Below are 19,556 nucleotides of genomic sequence, written 5' to 3' on the forward strand. Positions count from 1 at the left end.
AACCTAAAAAAGCCAGTCAACGTGACTGGCTTTTGTCGTTTAGGTACCGCGTGAAGCGTTACTTATTCGTAACGTTACCTAGCTTCAACCACGTGTCGATAACCGTATCTGGGTTTAGTGAAACAGAGCTGATGCCTTGTTCCATTAACCACTCGGCTAGGTCGTCATGGTCTGATGGGCCTTGGCCACAAATACCGACGTACTTACCCGCTTTCGCCGCTGCATCGATAGCCATTTTCAGCATCGCTTTAACTGCAGGATTACGCTCGTCAAATAAGTGCGCAACATCGCCTGAATCTCGGTCTAGGCCAAGTGTCAGCTGTGTCATGTCGTTTGAACCGATAGAGAAGCCATCGAAGTACTTCAAGAACTCATCAGCCAATATCGCATTCGATGGAAGCTCACACATCATGATGACTTTCAGACCTTGGTCGCCACGACGTAGGTTAAACTTAGCCAGAATATCGATAACCGATGCCGCTTCGCTCGGAGTACGAACGAATGGGATCATGATTTCAACGTTCTTCAGTCCCATCTCGTTACGAACACGTTTTAGCGCTTGAGTTTCAAGCTCGAAACAGTCTTCAAATACTGGAGAGATGTAACGAGATGCACCACGGAAGCCCAGCATTGGGTTCTCTTCATGTGGTTCAAACGTTTTACCTCCAACAAGGTTGCTGTACTCGTTCGACTTGAAGTCAGACATACGTACGATCACACGCTTAGGCCAGAATGCAGAAGCGATAGTCGCGATGCCTTCTGTTAGCTTGCTTACGTAAAAATCGATTGGATCTTTGTAGCCACGAATGCGTTGGTTGATTTCTGCTTTGATCTCATCCGTTTGCTCATCGAAGTTCAGCAGAGCTTTAGGGTGAATACCGATCATCTTGTTGATGATGAATTCAAGGCGAGCCAGGCCAACACCTTCGTTCGGGATTTGAGCAAAGTCGAAGGCACGATCTGGGTTACCCACGTTCATCATTACTTTGGTTGGCAGCATTGGTAGCTCATCAACCTCAGAACGTTTGATTTCAAAGTCGAGTTCGCCATTGTAAACGTAGCCCGTTTCACCTTCTGAACATGACACTGTCACGGTGTCGCCATCATTTAGGCTGCTTGTCGCAGTACCACAACCAACAATCGCAGGAATGCCTAGCTCACGAGCAATGATTGCTGCGTGACAAGTACGGCCACCACGGTTAGTCACAATCGCGGACGCTTTCTTCATCACAGGTTCCCAGTCTGGGTCTGTCATGTCTGTTACTAGTACGTCGCCTTCTTGAACCAGTGACATCTGGTCTAGAGAATCAACCAAGCGAACAGGGCCAGAACCGATACGTTGACCGATAGCACGGCCTTCAACCAAGACATCAGCCTTGTTGTTTAGCTCGTAACGCTCGATAACGTTTTGGTCGCTTTGAGAACATACGGTTTCTGGGCGAGCCTGAACGATGTAAAGCTTGCCGTCGATGCCATCTTTCGCCCACTCAATGTCCATCGGACGTTGGTAGTGCTTCTCGATGATCATCGCTTGTTTCGCTAGTTCTTTGATCTCTTCATCGTTCAATGAGAACTCGTTACGCTCTTGAGTGTCGGTGTCGATGATATCGACTTGCTTGCCGATTTCTTGATTGGTCGAGTAGATCATCTTGATCAACTTAGAACCAAACGTCTTTTTAACGATTGGGTAGTGACCCGCTTCTAACATTGGCTTGTGAACGTAGAACTCGTCTGGGTTCACTGCGCCCTGTACAACCATTTCACCCAAGCCCCAAGAAGAGGTGATGAATACCACTTGGTCGAAGCCAGACTCAGTATCAAGCGTGAACATCACACCTGAAGAGGCTTTGTCTGAGCGAACCATGCGCTGGATACCCGCAGACAATGAAATGCCACGGTGGTCAAAGCCTTGGTGTACACGGTAAGAGATAGCGCGGTCGTTAAAGAGTGACGCGTAAACGTGCTTGGTTGCTTCGAGTACCGCGTCGATGCCTTTCACGTTAAGGAAGGTTTCTTGCTGGCCTGCGAATGAAGCATCTGGAAGGTCTTCTGCGGTTGCAGATGAACGCACAGCTACAGACAATTCTTCGTTGTCTTCGATTAGCTCGCGGTAGTTATCACGGATGTCTTGCTCTAGTGATTCTGGGAAGGGTGCGTCTAGAACCCATTGTCGAATCGTTGCACCTGTCTTACGCAGTGCGTCAACGTCTTCAACATCAAGTTCATCAAGTAGTTGGTGGATGCGCTCATCAAGACCTTTGTAGTCAAGAAAGTCGTTAAACGCATAAGAGGTGGTAGCAAAACCATTAGGTACAGAAACACCAGCATTGGACAGGTTAGAAACCATCTCGCCCAGTGAGGCGTTCTTACCGCCGACTTTGTCGACATCTTCCATGGATAGGCCATTGAACCATAGGGTATTATTTTGCATTTATTTCTCCAGAAACATAGCAAGCATTGTAGGGATTTAAAGGCAAACGATTACGTGTCAGTTTAAAAAAATGTAAATTATTTTCTAAAGCTGTGGGGGACGTAATAGTCAGCAGGGTTTTATTATCTATATTATGGTTACCATCCTACTCAAAATAATTTTAAACATTAAATAAAAAATGCAAATTGATATTCAAAGTCGTGATGTATTCTATGTTTCTGATGGAACGGCCATAACATGTGAGACTTTAGGGCATGTTGTTCTAGGTCAATTCCCTTTTAAAGCCAATGAAAAAACCTTTCCGTTTGTGGAAAGTGAGGACAAACTTTCTGATTTATTAAAAGAGATTGAAATTTCGTATCGTGATACCGGATTAGAACCGCTAGTGTTCTTTTCGATTGTGATACCTGATATCAAAACCAAATTGCTAGAAGCGCCCGCGCACTGTTATGACGTGTTAGAGAGCATCGTGCAGAAAGTACAGGATGACATTCAGATGGCGCCTGTTCCTAAGTTGCAGCGCTCACGCAGTGTAAACAAGGACTCGGTGAAGTATTTCGACCGTATTGCTGCGATTGAGTACACGCTCGCGCATGATGATGGCATCACGCTAAAAGGGCTGGAAGAAGCCGACATCATCTTGTTGGGTGTTTCTCGAAGTGGCAAAACACCAACAAGTTTGTATATGGCGATGCAGTTTGGCTTACGCGTAGCAAACTACCCATTTATCCACGATGACTTGGCACGCTTAAAGCTGTTGCCAGAGTTTGAGATTTACCGACATAAGCTGTTTGGTTTGACCATTGATGCAGAAAGGCTCACTGAAATTCGTGAGAACCGCTTAGCAGGCAGCGAATACGCCAGTGACTCACAATGTTTGTATGAATTGCAAACGGTAGAGGCGATGTTCCGTCGAGAAGCGATACCTTACATCAACACCTCTTCACTATCGGTTGAAGAAATTTCGACACGAATCTTGGAGCGAACAGGTTTGAGAAGGCGTCTGCTGTAAGACAAAGCCTTAGAGAAATAGAATGGCCAGATAAAAGAAAATCGAAGCTCGCAGTTTACACCTGAGAGCTTCGATTTTTTGTTTGTGCTCGTTGTAGTCGCTTGCGAGTCAGAGCTTGTTTTCTTAATCAGAGCTTGCTTTCTTAATCGAGATAGCTTTCTAGCGAAGTAAAGACAGCTTTAGCGTTTCACTTTTCTTTTCTAACCAGCGTTCAAGTGCTGGTGGCCATGTGATGCTTGGTTCTACGCAAAAGCCACGAAGCATCGAGAAATACACCGCTTGATCGACTAGAGGCAGTGATGACTCACCATTCTCTAGATCCAGTAAGAGTTCGGCATCTTTCAGTAATGGGTTAATCAGTTGAACGAACTGAGGCGTCTTTTCTAACAGTTCTTCAAAGTTAAAACCTTCGGTCTCTTTACTGGCACGCCAAGCTTCTTTGGCTCCAGCAGAGCGATATTCAGCCAAGTCGAGGTTCCACCAACGTGGGCGTCCAATCTGTTGAGTAAGAGGGAATGCGCGAGTTTGGAACACAGTCACTTGCTCAGATGGCACACGCTGCTCATCGCTTGATTTCAAGTCCATGAAGTACGCGATGATATCTAGGCTCTCTGCCATGATAGAGCCATCGTCTTTTTGGAAGACGGGTACCATCTTTTTACCGATCAGATCGATAAGGGTTTGGGCATCATCATAATCGACAGAAACAAGCTCAATGTTCAAGCCTAGCGATTGAGCAATGTAGGAGACTCTTGCACAGAAAGGGCAGTGATCGTAAATGTAAAGCTTCATAGCTTCCCTCATTCGGGTCATTCTTAGTATAAGATGATGCTAATGTACCAGAAACTTTCGCAGACAATAAGCCTTTGTTAACAAGAACTATTCACTGCGATTAAGTGCACGGGAATATCAAGAGAACGATGAGAATAAGCACCTAGTGTAGAAACTCGTTGCCTAATTCTATTGTCAGTTGAGTGCGGTTTTATTGTAACGAGTAAGCTAATTAGAAAGCTGGTGGGTAAATGACGGGCATAAAAAAGGCTCTGGCTGCTTACTCTAATGCAGAAGAGTGAAGTCAGCCAAAGCCTCAATTTTGTTACCTTTAGTAGAGTGACTACTAAAAGGGCAGAGTGGTTAAACTATGCTTTTTTAAGATCTTGCGCTGGGTAAGTAAGCGTCATTGCGCCTTCTACCGTTGTAACGTGAACGTAGCCGCCACCAGCACTTAGGCCAGTTACTACCATTTCACCTAGTTCAACACCTTTTGTTGCTACAACGCGATCATCAACTGAAAACACTTTACACACCTTCAATAAATTAAATAAATACGATAGATATCGAACGCGGATTTAAACAGATGGGACCTCAATCAACTAATCCGGTTATTTGTCGTAAAGATTAAATTCAGTTATGTATAAATAATTATGTATTAAAAATCAGTTTGTTAACTTACGCTGTGACGTTATTTATCCGCTGGATACACTACACCAACTTGTTGGCGCATCTCTGTAATTAACTTCGCAACCGTTAAAGCGCGCAGTTGGGCCTGCGCTTGTGTTGCGTTGTCGCCAGCAATGCAGCTAGCAAAGGCCTGCGCTTCGTAACTCATGGAGTTTTCGCTTTGTGCTTGAGTAAGGTTTTCTACCGTGCCATCGCGGTAGCGGATCTTAACGTCAGTACATTCAGCGATGTGATCGATGATGATCGCCCCTAATTCACCTTGGATCTCGCTTGGCGCGTAAGAGTCGCTGACTTTGGAGTGCGCAAGGGTCACATCAAACTCAGGGTATTGGAAGATCGCACAGCCATGAGCATCGACACCTGAATCAAGTAGCTTTGCAGAAGCCTGTGCGTTTTCAGGTTTGCCAAATAGCGCGACTGTCGCGGCAACACAGTAAAAGCCAATATCGACCAATGAGCCGTTAGAAAAAGCTGGGTTGAAGGTATTTGGGTTCTCGCCGTTTAGGTATTTTTGGTAGCGCGATGAATACTGGCAGTAGTTGATGTGTGCTTTATGTACCTTGCCAATCTTTTCTAACCCAAGTTGAACTTGCTTAAAGTTCGGTAGGAATTGAGATTTATACGCCTCAAACAGCACCACACCGTTTTTCTCAGCGACTTCGAACATGCGTGTTGCTTCATCAATATTTGATGCAACCGGCTTTTCACAGATAACATGCTTGCCGTGTTCCATCATGAAGATAGATTGCTCGCAATGCAGTGAGTTAGGGGAAGCGATGTACACGGCTTCTACAGTGTTGTCATTGGCCAATGCGTCGAGTGAGTCATACGTGGTTTCAACGTCAAATTCTTGGGCGAACTGTGCCGCGCTGTCTAGATTTCGAGAGTAAACCGCAGCAAGTTGCATCGATTGAGATTCGTGCGCAGCTTGAACAAACTTTTGTGTAATCCAATTGGTTCCAATTACAGCAAACTTAATCATATAGGTATCCAGTCGTTAGTCGTCGTTAGTATATTGATTCTGCAGAGATAGTAGCACTCAACGGCTGGTAATGTGCCTGAGATTTACGGAACAATTTCCCTAAACATAGTGCCTAATATTAATGTTCAGCCTTCACAGAGCGTCTGAGTTGACCAGTGTAACGGTGCACAACTAAGCCATTTTTGCTAAGGTGTTATTGAATTTAAACAAGGTGATGATATGCAAATCCGGACGGCCAAGGTAACTGATATTAACGCGATCTTAGCGCTCTCTGAGCAGATAAACCGTCAACATCATCTTGGTGCGCCTATGGTATTTGCACCAGCGTCACAAGGCTTGGCCGACAGTGAAGAGTATTGGTTAGGTTTGATGCTTGACCCACTTGGCGCTTTCTTGGTTGCAGTAGACGACAAGCAAGTCGTTGGCTTTTTAGCGGGTAAGGTAACGCAGAACAAAGGCGTCAGTTTTATTCAGCCGCACAAGGTGGCAAGGGTCAATACGATTGTGGTGAACGATCAGGTTCAGAGCCAAGGTGCTGGTCGAGCGTTAATGAAGTCTTTTAATCAATGGGCGCAGGCGAGAGGAGCGATTGAACTTAGGTTGGAGGTAATGGAGTTTAACCAACAAGCTCAGGGTTTCTATGAGTCGTTAGGAATGGAAACTCAGTCACGAACCATGTCCATGCGTTTTGAGGAGATCTAAAGGTGCGTCTGTTTCTGCCTTTATCACTGTGTTTACTGTTTGTGGCTTCGAACGCGAATGCTGAGCAAGTCGTGGTCGAGAAAATAGTCTCTGACGCGACCGCTATCGAAACCATCGTATTCGAGTCTGCACCGGCTCATTCTCAACGTGTCTCAACGTCTTCATCTAACTCAACCTCTTCCACGAGCTCAAACTCCGAGCATGTGATTATTGTGGATGATGTTCTTAACAGTAGCCCTGATGAAAAGGTAGCTCAGTTTTCTCAAGGGTCATCGAAACGTCCACCTCAAAGTTCCTCTCGACAGTTTTACAACGTACCGGATAGCGCATCTGAGATAGATTCGCTGTCGCAAGTGGTTACGTTAGTTAAAGTCGATAAATCGAAACGTAGGATGTATCTGCTAAAAGGTGAAGAGGTGATTCAGGAGTTTCGTATTGCGCTAGGCAAACAACCGAAAGGGCATAAACGCTTTGAAGGGGACAACCGAACGCCGGAAGGGGAATACCAGCTCGATTATGTGATGGAAGAGTCGGACTTTTATCGCTCAGTACATATTAACTATCCGCAACCTTCGGATATGCAATGGGCAGAGCAAAATGATGTAGATCCTGGAGGAAACATCAAAATCCATGGCATCAAAAACGGCGAGCGTCGTTCGCCGAGCTTTATTCAAAGTTTTGATTGGACGGATGGCTGTATCGCGTTAACCAATCAAGATATGGATGAGTTTCTCCAACTTGTAAAAATGGGTACCCCTATCCATATCGAATGGTAGTCATTGGTACCCAGTTTTCTTAATCACTTTCCGCAGTCAATTAGCGCAATCAATTCGCGAAACCAATTCGTAAAAGCAACGTCCAAAATTAAACGCTAAAGCCGTTACAGTAAGACTCGACCTGCACTGAATATTGCAATCACAATCAGCAATGCAATGGTGACTGGCTTAAACTTCGCTCCACCAAATCTTTCGAACAGTTTAGAACCCACATAACCGCCAAACATGCTGCTTGGTAGAAGCGCGAGAGTCAGCCAAACTACATCGCGGTCGACTAACCCAGCGATAGATGCCGAAACAAACGCAGTGGAATCAGCCAATACAAAGAAGGCTATCAGGCCTGCTCTGGCAATGTGCGGACCGACTGGGCTTGCTAATGCATGAGTGCCAATTGGAGGCCCTGACATCGAAGCCGCGCCGTTCATTACACCCGCAAGGCTTCCTAGAATATAGGGAGTAAATCTAGGTTCGCTTTTGTACTGGAAACCTTTGTAGATCATAAGTGCAGACGCAAAAATGAAGGCACTGATGATCAAGATGATCGTGTCTTGGCTAACGGATTTAAGCAGAAGTAGGCCGACTGGTGTGAAGGCAAAACAAGGGATAAACACCTTTAAAACCCAGCGCCAGTTAACGTGCTTTCGAACTTTAGGCAGTAATTGAACATTGCCTAGGAGATCGATCAACATGAAGACAGGAACCAGTTCGATAACAGGCACGAATAACGCACTTAATGGCAATGCCACTAAGGTGAAACCGAAACCTGAGAAGCCACGAACAATAGCGGCGAAAATGAAGATTGCACCCAAAATTGGGAAGGTTGGACTAAAAATGAGATCCATAAATTAAGTAACCAATGAAGCTGTCTGTATAGAGCGAGCTAATGAAACCAAGTGAGTAGCGGAATGTACTCCTACTCACTTGTGTTTGCTACCTAATTTTAAGGTTTCCCGAGAGTTAATTTTAAAGTCTCTCGGGGTTGTTTTTGCGGTATTTGTTTGGTCAATTTATAGAGGTAAATTGATTCGGAAAATCAGTGAATACGGCATCTACTTTTGAGATGAATTTGAAGTGAGACGGATCGTTTACTGTGTAGCACCATGTTTGGATGTTTGCTTCACTGAGTGTATCAAGATCGCTCTGATTCACATGCTCGTAGTTCATGTGACAGCTGAACGCTTTAACCTCGTCAATCAACATCAAGTCGGCTTGAGTCAGTTGCTCTGTGATCAGACCTACGCGGTATCTCGGCAGGTGACGAGCCATTTCAGAAACGACTTGATGGCTGAAACTTGAAAGCAGAACTCTGTCGGTGTCTAGATTTGAACGAATCAACTCGGTATGCAGCAAATCAACGACATGAGGCGCTTGATGTCGACTGTCGACTTTGATCTCTAAATTCATGCTGAGATCATGCTGTTCAGCAAGCGCGAGCAACTCTTCCAACGTTAATATTCTTTCACCTGCGAACTGCTCAGACTTCCAACTGCCAAAATCAAGCTGACGCAGTTCTGCAAGGGTGTGTTCGTCGACACGCCCCTTGCCATCGCTGCAGCGCTCAAGGGTGTGGTCGTGACAAACCACAAGTTGATCATCCTGAGTTGGCTGAATATCTACTTCAATCCATTTCAAGCCGAGTTTAGCGGCTTGTTCAATGCTTGCTTTGGTATTTTCTGGGTGAGTACCTGCTACACCCCGATGACCTACGATGATAGACGACATAATTAATCCTTCTTAAAGACGCACCGTAAAAACGCATTAAATATCAGTGTACTCGATTAAGCGAGGGCCGTCGTTATGCTTGTCGTCTCTTCGCGTGACTCTTGTGAAGTAAAGTTATTCGGCTGAATACGCTTTCCACGACTGTCAAAAATATGCAGGTTAGATTTATCAATGCTTAATCCGAGCGGCAGTACTTGGCATAGTGTCGTTTCTGGCGTGACGGCGATAAAGGGTTGGTCGTTCACCAGGCCATGAACCAATTGATTCGGCCCCAATGGCTCAACCACACTGATACGCAGTTCGAGAGGCAAGGTGTTCATTTTTAATTCGGAACAAACCTCAGAGTGTTCAGGGCGAATGCCAAGCGTGATAGTCGCGTTCTTAACGTGCGCGTACTCTGGCAGGTACATTTGTTGATCACCGATTTCAAGATAGCCATCATCGAGCGTGGCAGTAAGGAAGTTCATCGCGGGGCTGCCAATAAAGCTTGCCACAAAGATACTGGCAGGCTGGTGGTAAACTTCTCTTGGTGTGCCGACTTGTTCTATCTGACCTTTGTTGAGAACCACGATTCTATCTGCCAGTGTCATGGCTTCGACTTGGTCATGAGTCACGTAAACACTGGTTACGCCTAGCTCGCGTTGTAGCTTTTTGATTTCTAACCTCATGTGAGCGCGCAATGAGGCATCTAGGTTAGACAAAGGCTCGTCAAACAGGAACAGTTGAGGGTCGCGTACAATCGCTCGTCCCATAGCAACGCGCTGGCGCTGACCACCCGAAAGCTTGGCTGGCTTGCGATCTAGGTATTCTTCGATCTTTAGTGTCTTGGCGACTTTCTCAATCTTCTCTTCAATTACGTGTTGGCTGACACCTCGGTTCTTTAAACCATAAGCGAGGTTTTTGTATACCGTCATGTGAGGGTAGAGTGCGTAATTTTGAAAGACAATTGCGATATCTCGTTGAGCTGGCTTTTCGTTATCAACACGGCGGCCACTTAAGTGAATCTCTCCGCCAGAGATACTTTCCAGCCCCGCTATTGAACGTAGGATAGAAGACTTGCCGCAACCCGATGGGCCAACCAACACAAGAAATTCACCCTTTTCGATATCAAGCGAGACATCTTTCACTGCACGATGACCGTTCTCATAAGTCTTTACTAAGTTTTTGATGCCTAACATGGTAGGTGCTTTGTGCGTATGGTTGTGAGTGGCTTGGGTGTGCGCTAACGTTTGTTTTAACTTTGGCATCGGGGTGTCCTCTGTATTTTTGTGGATAGCTTGGTGAGAATGCAGGTGAGACATCTTGTACTCAGCGAGTGATTGAATGCGGTTATCGTTCATTTGATTTTTGTCGTTATTATTTTTCACTTTCTACTAGCCCTTTTACAAACCAACGCTGAAATACAACCACCACTAAAACGGGTGGCAACATCGCTAAAATCACCATGGCAAAAACATAGTCGTAGCGCGGTAAACTGGTTTCATTGATGTTGTTGAGTACTTGTTTGATGCCCATCACGATGGTGTTGTAGCCTTCGTCCGTGGTCATCATGATTGGCCACAGATATTGGTTCCAACCCACCACAAACATGATGATGAAGATTGCGGCGATCATGGTTTTAGATAGAGGCAGCAAGATATCGACAAAGAATCGAAATGGACCTGCGTTATCTAACTGTGCGGCTTCTAACAATTCATCGGGGATGGTTTTGAAGAACTGCCTAAAAAAGAACGTCGCGGTGGCTGAGGCGATCAAAGGCAGAATTAAACCTGTGTAGCTATTAAGCAGCCCAAGCCCTGCGACAACTTCATAGGAAGGGATAATGCGCACTTCTAATGGCAGCAAAAGCGTCACGAAGATCAACCAGAACCAAGCTGTAGCATAAGGCAGTCTGAAGTAGACCAAAGCATACGCCGCCATCATCGAAATGATGATCTTACCGATCGCAAAACCTAGCCCCATGATCATTGAGTTGGCGATCATTTTACTGGCGGTGACTTCGCCACTGAAGCCCATACTTTTGTTCCAAGCTTCGCTATAAATAGCCGTAAAGTTATCGCCCGGTAGCCATTGCAGGCCTTCGCTGACAATGGTGTTCGGATTATGCGTCGAGCTGGCAAAGATTAGCCAGATAGGGACCAACATAAACAGCATCCCTGCAATTAAAATTAGGTGGTCTGAGACCTTATTACTTTTCATAAATAACTCCTGTCGCGTTAAATCCTAGCGGTGAGAGGCTAGTAATGGACGCGCTTTTCTACAACGCGAAACTGGATAAATGTAAGAGTGAGGACCAGCAGTAACAGCACAACAGATTGTGCGGAGCTGCCGCCTAAATCTGCGCCAACAAAACCATCTCGATACACCTTGTACACCAACGACGTTGTGCCGCCCCCCGGGCCTCCATTGGTCATGGTGTCGATTACGCCAAAGGTTTCAAAGAAGGAGTAGGTGAGGTTGATGACCAGTAGGAAAAATCCAGTTGGCGCGAGTAGTGGGAAAGTGATGGTCCAGAAACGTTTCGAGTCACTGATACAATCCAGCATCGCTGCTTCTTTTACGGCGTAAGAGATCGATTGAAGCCCAGCCAGAAAGTAGATGAAATTCACCGAAACCTGTTTCCAAACCGAAACCAAAATCAGAGCAAACGTGGCATCTAAAGGGTCGGTTTGGAAGCTAAAGTCCCAGCCTATAACCGCAAATATCTCGGTAAACACGCCAATGTGTGGGTTAAACAAGAAAGCACCGATTACGCCTGCAATCGCAGGAGCAACCGCGTAAACCCAAGTAAGAGTGACCTTGTAAGCGCCTTGTCCGTGAATGATGTTGTCGGCTTTAACCGCGAGCAGCAGCGCTAAGGCAAGCGATAAGAAAGAGACCACGATTGCGAACATTAATGTGAAGCCAATCGAGTTCAGATACTCGCTCGATTCGAATAGCATCTGATAGTTTTCGAACCACACGAAGATGGAAGAGGTGCCCCAAGGGTCTTCTAGCATGAAGGACAGGTAAACTGCCTTTGCTGCTGGGTAGATAAAGAAAACTGCAATGATGAGTATCTGAGGCGCCAAAAATAGGTAAGGCAGCGGAGAGTGAAAGAATTGCTGACGTCGTTCCACAGGGTAATCCCCAAAAATTAGTGACTGTTATCACTGTTAGTTACGGTGAGCACTAGCGCTATAGCAAAGGAATGCATCCAGTTGAGTTGTAGTTTTTGGAGCAAGAAATGGCGCTAGTGAAGAATCTCCTCACTCCTTGCCATTACGTTTTTAACGACGCAGTGACAAGTGGTGAGGAGCAATGAACGGCTTTGGTTTGTTAAGCCTTTAGCTCAGTAATCTACTTTGGTTAAAAAGCCAAATTAGTTCATCGTACGAGCGAAGCGTTTCAGCAGTTTGCTGCTCTCATCTTCGACTTTATCTAGGCTGTTCTCGACGCTAGAGCGGTCGGCGAAGATATTGTCGAATTCACGATGCATCACTTCACGAATTTGAGGGTAGTAACCTAAGCGGTAACCTTTAGTCCATTCGCCCGATTTTAGGCTTAGCTGCTTAACGCCCACTTCTGCATCTGGTTGTTCGTTGTAGTAGCCAGACTCTTTCGCTAGCTCATAGGCAGCCGTTGTTACAGGTACATAACCAGTGGTTTTGTGCCAGTAGACTTGAGTTTCAGGCTTCGTCAGGTAATCAAAGAACGCTGCTACACCTTTGTCTTGCTGTTGGTCATGGCCATTGAGTGCAAACAGAGCAGCACCGCCAATGAAGGTTAAGCCTGCGTCTGGGTTAACCGATTTCCAGTATGGAAGGTATGTGGTGCCGAGTTCGAAAGGTACGCGATTACGTAAGCCACCGAATGAGCCTGAAGAACCCATCCACATCGCCACTTCTTGGCGCTCGAAAGGGGTTTGGTTTGCATCCCAGTCGCTGCCGTAATACTTGTAGTAACCTAGATCTGACCACTCTTTCATCTTGCTAACGTGCATCATCATGTCTTTGGTGTTGAACATGATCTTAGTGGACAAGCCATCGTAGCCGTTGTTTTGATCTGCGACTGGCAGGTTGTGGCGAGACTTAAAGTTCTCGAACATGATCCACGGCGTCAGAGATTGAGAAAACGCGATGTGTCCTTCAGCCTTCAGTTTCTTAGCGACCACTTCTAGTTCTTCATAAGTTTTAGGCGCGTCTGCACCCACTTCCGCGAGAAGATCTTTGTTGTAGTAAAGAACCGGTGTCGAACTGTTGAAAGGCATACCAACCATCTTGCCTTGGTTGTCGGCATAGAAGTTACGAACGCCCGCTAGGTAGTCGTTTGAATTAAAGTTGTAACCCGACTCAACCAGAATATCCTGTACCGGTTTCGCGACGTCTTTCGCGTTCATGATGGTTGCTGCGCCTGCATCGAAGACTTGCAGAATATTGGGTGCTTCACCTGCTCGGTATGCCGCGATACCGGCTGTTAAGGTCTCTGTGTATGAACCTTTGTAGATTGGCGTGATCTCGTAATCATCTTGTGACGCATTAAAGTCGGTCGCAATTTTGTTTACTGTTTCTCCAAGCTGGCCGCCCATTGCGTGCCACCAAGTGACTTGAGTCGTTGCGAACGCTGGCATTGCCGCTGTTGCGGAAAGAACGCCTGCCAAAATTAGCTTATTCATCTTCGTTTCCTTTTGGATGAAATCGATATCGAGGTATTGGATTAGAGTGTTAACGAGACGGTAGGGGTGTCGTTTGAAGCTATCTTGAACAGGCAATATTTCACTTACGTGGCTAAACCGTTTCACTGATATGAAAGATTCGTTTCGATTTTATTTAAGAGAAAAGTTATTGATGGTTTTGATGTTGAACATGTTCGGTTTTTAAGACGTTTTATTGGACAACTGTTGTTCAATAAAAAAGCCTCTCGATGGAGAGGCTTAGAAGAAGGTTCGATGTGGATACAGTTTTAGTGCGCGATGTCCAATTGGTTGTCTTTCACGCCGTTAATACGGAACCAACCTGCAATACTGAATCGCTCTGTGTTTGTCGGCAGTACCTCGTGTGGAACTGTTCAGATAAGAACACAAATAAGCGGCCTGACTTTGGTGGAATGGTCGCGATGTGGTTGTCTTTTAGGTCGTAAACCACAAGTTCACCAGCGTCTTCTTCTGTCCACTCATCATTCATATAGAACACAGTGGTCAGGCGGCGGTTTTCATTGCCCTTGAAACAGTCTAAGTGCTTCTGGTAGAAGTCGCCTTTTTCGTATTTAGCAAAGTGCGCTTCGTACTCGAACAGACCCAAAAAGAACGCTTGGTTTGCCGCTAAACGAATTTGTTCCATTTTGTCTAGGAACAGAGATGCTGGCTGACCCATATCGCGGCGCACCCATTGAATCTTGTCACTACGAATGGTCGACTCTCGCGTTACTTCATCGTTACGGCCAATCCTAGCCTTTTTCCAGTTCTCTGGAATGCAATCCCTCAATGCCACCACTTCTTCTTGAGTTAAGAAGTCATCCCGTACGAAATAACCTTGGGTAGAAAGAGCATCGATTAGTTGGTTCATGTATAGCACTCAGACAATAAATTAGAGGCGCATATATAGTCCTAATAACTTAGGTCAACAAATCACGTATTTTGTCGTCACGATAAAAGAGCAGAAGAGCATGGTACTTTGATGTGATTTTATAGTTAACAAATTTGTTACAAATAAATGTGAGTTTGCTATGGTGTAGGTCTGACCAGTTGAATTATCACAAGGAGTGGGTTTGCAGCTGCATACCATTAAAGGTTACATCCAAGACATGTATCTCGTAGAGTACCCAGATAGGTTGCTGTTACTTGATGGTGCGTGCCGTGCGGATATTCCTCATCTTAGGGCTTTCATTGAAGATGAGCTTGGCCGTGAATTTAGCGACCTACATACTGTGGTTGTTACACACATGCATCCGGACCATGCAGGGGCAGCGCACAAGCTCAGAAAGCTCACGAGCTGTAACTTGGTGGCAGCAAACCGAGATAAAGATTGGTATCACGGCATCGATGGCATTTTGATGCACCTGACCGACTTAGCGCTTGCTAGGTGGATGGCGAACCGCTTAGGCAAGCCTAAAGCAAACCTATGGTATTCAAGAAAGTTAAAGCCGGACTACAAGCTGTCTGATGGGGATAGTATTCCAGGGTTTGATGATTGGTTGGTTCTTGAAACACCGGGCCATACCGACCGTGATCTCTCGGTCTATTGCCCATCACACAGCGTGGCTTATGTGGCCGATTTAATGGTCGAGGTTAAGAAGAAGCTGATTCCGCCGTTTCCTATCTTTCACCCTAATAAGTATCGAGCGTCTGTATCGCGCATTTATGACATGCAGCTCGATACCTTGCTGGTGGCACATGGTGGGCAAGTCGATTTCAGTCAGAAGGCTTTTGAACACCTGTTGATGAGTGCCCCAAGAAGGCCTGTTACACATTGGCGAGTGACGAAAATCAAAACCAAGAAATTACTTTTATCGATTGGGCGATTTGGTTTTCAATCTCATGGTAAATCGAAGAAATAGATCAGAAGCTTGAATGCAAAGTCGTGTATTCAGAGCTGAAAGTAGAAATAGAAAAATAGATAGCAATAAGGCCAGTCATGAGACTGGCCTTATATCGTTGTGAGTAGCTTTAGTTATAACCTGTGGAGCGGTTACGATGACTCGGATTAGTGAGTCAGCAGGAATTCACCCGCAGGGTCAACAATCACTTTGTCACTCATGCCTTGACGTCCAAGCAACATCATGTAAGTCATGTCTTGACGGTTGCTTAGCGTGATATCGATAGGCCATTCCTGACCACCGATTCTTAGCATGGTTTCAATCACGCAACGGTGTTCAACTTCGCCGTTAGATGATTTAATTTTCTTACTTGTTTTCAGTTTCGCCTTGCAGCGCACCGTCTCTTCTAGGTGATAAACGTCTGGGTGAAGGTCGAACTCTACGAATTTCTCACCATTTGATTTAACACATAGTAGATTGTCTACGTGTAGAGAAGAGGTTTTAGCCCCTGTATCAACACGTGTATGTAGTCCAGTTATCCCTAACTCTGGTAAGCAAAGTGCTTCGGTATTCCCTATGATCATTTTATTGTTCATTTTCTTTCCAATCATGAGTTATCGGTATTCAATCAGCCCTTGCCACGAGTACGGTTAGCGTTTGGTTTTGCATTCTTCTCGATGAATTCGAAAATCATGTCTGCTACATCTTTACCCGTTGCTTTCTCGATGCCTTCTAGGCCTGGAGAAGAGTTTACTTCCATTACTACTGGGCCGTTCTTAGATTGTAGGATATCTACACCACATAGGTTTAATCCCATGATTTTCGCTGCATTGATTGCTGTTGCGCGCTCTTCTTTGGTTAGTTTAACCAGCTGAGCAGTGCCGCCACGGTGCAGGTTAGAGCGGAATTCACCTTCACCAGCTTGACGCTTCATTGCAGCAATTACTTTGTTGCCAACAACAAAACAACGGATGTCTGCGCCATTTGCTTCTTCAATGAACTCTTGAACCAAGATGTTCGCTTTTAGGCCCATGAACGCTTCGATAACGCTTTCTGCTGCTTTGTTTGTTTCTGCTAGTACAACGCCGATACCTTGAGTGCCTTCAAGAAGCTTGATCACAAGTGGCGCGCCGCCTACGTTTTTGATCAGGTCTTGAATCTTGTCTGGGCGGCTAGCGAAACCTGTTTTTGGTAAGCCAATACCTTTACGAGACAACAGTTGTAGTGAGCGCAGTTTGTCGCGAGAGCGACTGATTGCTACTGACTCATTGATACAAAAAGTGCCCATCATTTCAAATTGGCGAACAACCGCAGTTCCGTAAAAGGTAATGGAAGCGCCAATACGTGGAATAACAGCATCGTATTGAGGTAGCTCTTCACCCATGTAGCGAATCTTCGGATTGTTACTCGCGATATCTATATCACAGTGCAACGTGTCGATAACATCGACCTGATGACCACGTGCTTCTCCAGCCTGCTTTAGACGAGCGGTAGAGTATAGATTTTCGTTGCGAGAAAGAATTGCGATACGCATGGCGTTTCCTTAGTTAATACCTGATTGGTAACTGCAAATAAATTAGTTGTTAGCTGAGCTTTCAGTTTTTTCTGAGGCTCCTTGCTTGCTTCGGGGCGAACCTTAAGGCTTTTCGTTCAACTAAGAAAACGAATTAAATTTGTCGAGTCGACAACGGAAATTTATCGATTGTGTGAGCTATTGGTACAGCAGGCTTGAGAGGGGAATTGGAATGGAAAAGCGAGTTGAGACCTAACTCATATTGGGGGTAGGAGCATATTAGGTTGTACCCAACTCGCGTTTACTCGGTGCTAAAAAGTGTACTAATAACGCCAGTTACATAGATCTAAAAGTGTTCGTAGTGCTTCTCTTTCGAGCTTACTGCAGGTGCTTTTTAGCTTGTTAAGATAGTATTTTCTCATGGTCATTACTCTCTCTGGTTAGGCTTTATTTACAACCTATGGTTTGTTGCTGACCCGTTCATTATGGATAATTAAGAGGAACTAAAAAACAGATGGTATTTTTATTGGTTGTTCCTGTTTTGGTCGCATTACACTACTTTTTGATGAATATGTTTTATAATGAGCTTAATTAGGAAGAGCTATCTTTAAAAGGTTCACTATTTGTCTGATCTAAACATGATGCGTTACTACACGCGGCTAGAATCGTTCGAGCCAAACATTTCTCATTCAGTCACCCTAGCCGAAGTAGCGGATATGCTGTTTACTAGTTTGCGCCATGCACGAACCTTGTTAGGCAAGATGCATCAGGCTGAGTGGGTAGTGTGGGAGCCTAAAGTGGGACGGAATCAACGTTCTAACCTGACATTACGTTTTAGTAATCAAGAAATGACTCAACATGTTGCCAGTAAATTGATAGAGCAGGGCAAGTACGAAAAAGCACTTTCCATATTGGATAATGACCGCGCTGTGTTTGGTTCTTTACTGCAAGAAACTTCCGGCGCGACCATGCGTGAAGGGCTGCTGCACGTTCAATTAACCTATAAGCGTAAGTTTGAGGATTTGTTTCCGCACCATATACACCGCAGTAGCGAACGATTTTTGATAAGACAGGTTTTTAGCTGCCTAGTGACGTGTAATGGTAAAGGTGAGTTAAAGCCTGAATTAGCTCACCATTGGGAATATGACACAGAGCAACTGGTTTGGACTTTCTATCTGCGCCCCGGTCTGACTTTTCATGATGGTCAGCCAGTTGATGCCAAGCAGCTGGTTGCTTTGTTTACTGCTTTACAAGCTCTGCCTTTCTATCAAGCTGAGTTAGATCATGTTTCTTCCATCTACAGTGAACAGCCATTGAGGATCAGCTTTCAACTCACCAAAGCAGACACCGGGTTCGCGGGCTTATTGGCTGGCGTTAAGTATTCGATTCAACCTGCTGCGCAAGTCACACGAGAGCCATCGCCATTAAATTCGGTCTCTCATGCTGTGATTGGAACCGGCCCCTTCAAAGTGGTTGAGACCAATAATGAACGAATCAAGCTCGCCGCATTTGAGCATTATTATGGTTGTCGCTCGTTAACCGATGAGGTGACCATCTGGCAGTTTGAGGAATCAATGACGGGCACTGCTCGTTTCGATGATAGCCAAATGCACGTATCGCCTTATGAAGATTCTTCTTGCTTCCATCAATTAGGGAAAAGCGATGCGGACCTTGTTTCAGCAGACACAGACGGCCTTCGTAGCCGAGTCGAGGATGGATGCTTGTTTATCCTGTTCAATCAGAACTCAGCGGCTAGCCCACTAAATAATGAGCAGCGCAAATACCTTTCACAACTGACCAACCCACAAGCGATTTTGTCTCAGCTGGAACACAACAAGGGTTTGTTTAGTGTCTCTTTAGCTCAAAATATACTGCCAAGTTGGCAGAAATTGTATCGAACGCCTTCGAAAGAGGCACAACTGCCGAAAAAGATGAGTATAGCGGTTTACGATTATTATGCGTTGTATCGATGTGCGATTTGCGTATCTGACATACTCAAACGACATGGAGTGGAAGTTGAAGTGAACACCTATAGCTTTCGAGAGTTGGCGCTGCTTTCTCAGCGGGGCGATTTAAAAGAAGATTTGGTATTGTGTAACCTGAATCTCGATGATAATGCGCCATCTTCGCTGTTCTCGTGGTTGATGAATGACCCTGTATTGCATTCCGCGCTCGGAGAGATGAACAGTGATTGGCTTAAACAGCGCTTAGATCATCACAAAGCCTCAGTTGAACTGCCGAATTACTTGGCAGAGTTGGAGCCTGTTGCATCGACGTTGATTTCTGATTATTGGCTAGTGCCTATGTTCCATCACCTACAAACCGTGCGTTTTCAAGGCATTTTGAAAAACGTGGCCATTACCAACTGGGGATGGCCAGATTTCAAGAATGTATGGTCTGCTGATTAACCTTTCTTACTAGCTAAATAACTAAGTTAACTCGTT

Annotated in this window: 17 protein-coding genes and 1 pseudogene; 5 read left to right on the forward strand and 13 right to left on the reverse strand. The window is 45.3% G+C overall.

Annotation, left to right across the window (positions count from 1 at the left end; translation table 11 throughout):
* Positions 1-58: 58 nt before the first annotated feature.
* Positions 59-2,431: a phosphoenolpyruvate synthase gene (gene ppsA / locus BCU07_RS16355; RefSeq protein ID WP_102428759.1), complete on the reverse strand. Its 2,373-nt coding sequence runs from the start codon at positions 2,429-2,431 to the stop codon at positions 59-61.
* A gap of 178 nt (positions 2,432-2,609) precedes the next feature.
* On the opposite strand from ppsA, the gene BCU07_RS16360 reads away from it, so the two are divergent.
* Entirely contained in the window at positions 2,610-3,443 is an 834-nt protein-coding gene (locus BCU07_RS16360) for a pyruvate, water dikinase regulatory protein (RefSeq protein WP_017060559.1), read from the forward strand.
* A 159-nt stretch (positions 3,444-3,602) separates the two neighbouring features.
* Here BCU07_RS16360 and grxB read toward each other — a convergent pair whose 3' ends face one another.
* The 3 genes from grxB to BCU07_RS16375 all read right to left on the reverse strand — a co-directional run bounded on the left by grxB (position 3,603) and on the right by BCU07_RS16375 (position 5,886).
* Positions 3,603-4,235: a glutaredoxin 2 gene (grxB, locus tag BCU07_RS16365; RefSeq protein WP_102428760.1), complete on the reverse strand. Its 633-nt coding sequence runs from the start codon at positions 4,233-4,235 to the stop codon at positions 3,603-3,605.
* A 347-nt stretch (positions 4,236-4,582) separates the two neighbouring features.
* Positions 4,583-4,741, reverse strand: a complete 159-nt coding sequence (locus BCU07_RS16370; protein WP_004733064.1) for a hypothetical protein — start codon at positions 4,739-4,741, stop codon at positions 4,583-4,585.
* 164 nt (positions 4,742-4,905) lie between these two features.
* A complete protein-coding gene (locus BCU07_RS16375) occupies positions 4,906-5,886 on the reverse strand; it encodes a Gfo/Idh/MocA family protein (RefSeq protein ID WP_017060561.1) in 981 nt (326 codons plus the stop codon).
* Positions 5,887-6,105: 219 nt separating this feature from the next.
* On the opposite strand from BCU07_RS16375, the gene BCU07_RS16380 reads away from it, so the two are divergent.
* Positions 6,106-6,588 carry a GNAT family N-acetyltransferase gene (locus BCU07_RS16380; RefSeq protein WP_065584882.1) on the forward strand — a complete coding sequence of 161 codons (483 nt, stop codon included), beginning with the start codon at positions 6,106-6,108 and terminating at the stop codon, positions 6,586-6,588.
* A 2-nt stretch (positions 6,589-6,590) separates the two neighbouring features.
* On the forward strand, positions 6,591-7,364 hold the full coding sequence (locus tag BCU07_RS16385) for a L,D-transpeptidase family protein (RefSeq protein ID WP_017064906.1): 774 nt from the start codon (positions 6,591-6,593) through the stop codon (positions 7,362-7,364).
* A gap of 104 nt (positions 7,365-7,468) precedes the next feature.
* Here BCU07_RS16385 and BCU07_RS16390 read toward each other — a convergent pair whose 3' ends face one another.
* The 7 genes and pseudogenes from BCU07_RS16390 to BCU07_RS16420 all read right to left on the reverse strand — a co-directional run bounded on the left by BCU07_RS16390 (position 7,469) and on the right by BCU07_RS16420 (position 14,629).
* On the reverse strand, positions 7,469-8,206 hold the full coding sequence (locus BCU07_RS16390; RefSeq protein WP_102321065.1) for a sulfite exporter TauE/SafE family protein: 738 nt from the start codon (positions 8,204-8,206) through the stop codon (positions 7,469-7,471).
* A gap of 160 nt (positions 8,207-8,366) precedes the next feature.
* Positions 8,367-9,086: a glycerophosphodiester phosphodiesterase family protein gene (locus tag BCU07_RS16395; protein WP_102428761.1), complete on the reverse strand. Its 720-nt coding sequence runs from the start codon at positions 9,084-9,086 to the stop codon at positions 8,367-8,369.
* 56 nt (positions 9,087-9,142) lie between these two features.
* A complete protein-coding gene (ugpC, locus tag BCU07_RS16400) occupies positions 9,143-10,453 on the reverse strand; it encodes a sn-glycerol-3-phosphate ABC transporter ATP-binding protein UgpC (protein ID WP_102428762.1) in 1,311 nt (436 codons plus the stop codon).
* Entirely contained in the window at positions 10,443-11,285 is an 843-nt protein-coding gene (gene ugpE / locus BCU07_RS16405) for a sn-glycerol-3-phosphate ABC transporter permease UgpE (RefSeq protein ID WP_017060566.1), read from the reverse strand. The genes ugpC and ugpE overlap by 11 nt, the downstream gene beginning before the upstream one ends.
* Before the next feature lie 38 nt (positions 11,286-11,323).
* Positions 11,324-12,205 carry an ABC transporter permease subunit gene (locus tag BCU07_RS16410; protein ID WP_102321062.1) on the reverse strand — a complete coding sequence of 294 codons (882 nt, stop codon included), beginning with the start codon at positions 12,203-12,205 and terminating at the stop codon, positions 11,324-11,326.
* A 242-nt stretch (positions 12,206-12,447) separates the two neighbouring features.
* Positions 12,448-13,740 (reverse strand): extracellular solute-binding protein, encoded by a 1,293-nt coding sequence (locus tag BCU07_RS16415; protein ID WP_017064900.1) that lies wholly within the window; start codon positions 13,738-13,740, stop codon positions 12,448-12,450.
* 287 nt (positions 13,741-14,027) lie between these two features.
* Positions 14,028-14,629 (reverse strand): annotated as a pseudogene (locus tag BCU07_RS16420) (2OG-Fe(II) oxygenase).
* A 202-nt stretch (positions 14,630-14,831) separates the two neighbouring features.
* On the opposite strand from BCU07_RS16420, the gene BCU07_RS16425 reads away from it, so the two are divergent.
* Entirely contained in the window at positions 14,832-15,620 is a 789-nt protein-coding gene (locus tag BCU07_RS16425) for an MBL fold metallo-hydrolase (RefSeq protein WP_017060570.1), read from the forward strand.
* Between the two features lie 146 nt (positions 15,621-15,766).
* Here BCU07_RS16425 and BCU07_RS16430 read toward each other — a convergent pair whose 3' ends face one another.
* Together BCU07_RS16430 and rimK are read right to left on the reverse strand one after the other, a co-directional pair.
* Entirely contained in the window at positions 15,767-16,195 is a 429-nt protein-coding gene (locus tag BCU07_RS16430; RefSeq protein ID WP_017069208.1) for an ATP-dependent zinc protease, read from the reverse strand.
* A 32-nt stretch (positions 16,196-16,227) separates the two neighbouring features.
* Positions 16,228-17,133, reverse strand: a complete 906-nt coding sequence (gene rimK, locus BCU07_RS16435) for a 30S ribosomal protein S6--L-glutamate ligase (RefSeq protein ID WP_004740040.1) — start codon at positions 17,131-17,133, stop codon at positions 16,228-16,230.
* 602 nt (positions 17,134-17,735) lie between these two features.
* Between rimK and BCU07_RS16440 the strand changes: the two genes are divergently transcribed.
* Positions 17,736-19,520, forward strand: coding sequence for an SgrR family transcriptional regulator (locus BCU07_RS16440; RefSeq protein ID WP_102428764.1), 1,785 nt, complete (start codon positions 17,736-17,738; stop codon positions 19,518-19,520).
* The last annotated feature ends 36 nt before the right edge of the window (positions 19,521-19,556 follow it).

Origin of the sequence: Vibrio sp. 10N.261.54.E10, assembly GCF_002877735.2 — a bacterium.
GTDB classification, from domain to species: Bacteria; Pseudomonadota; Gammaproteobacteria; order Enterobacterales; family Vibrionaceae; genus Vibrio; species Vibrio crassostreae_C.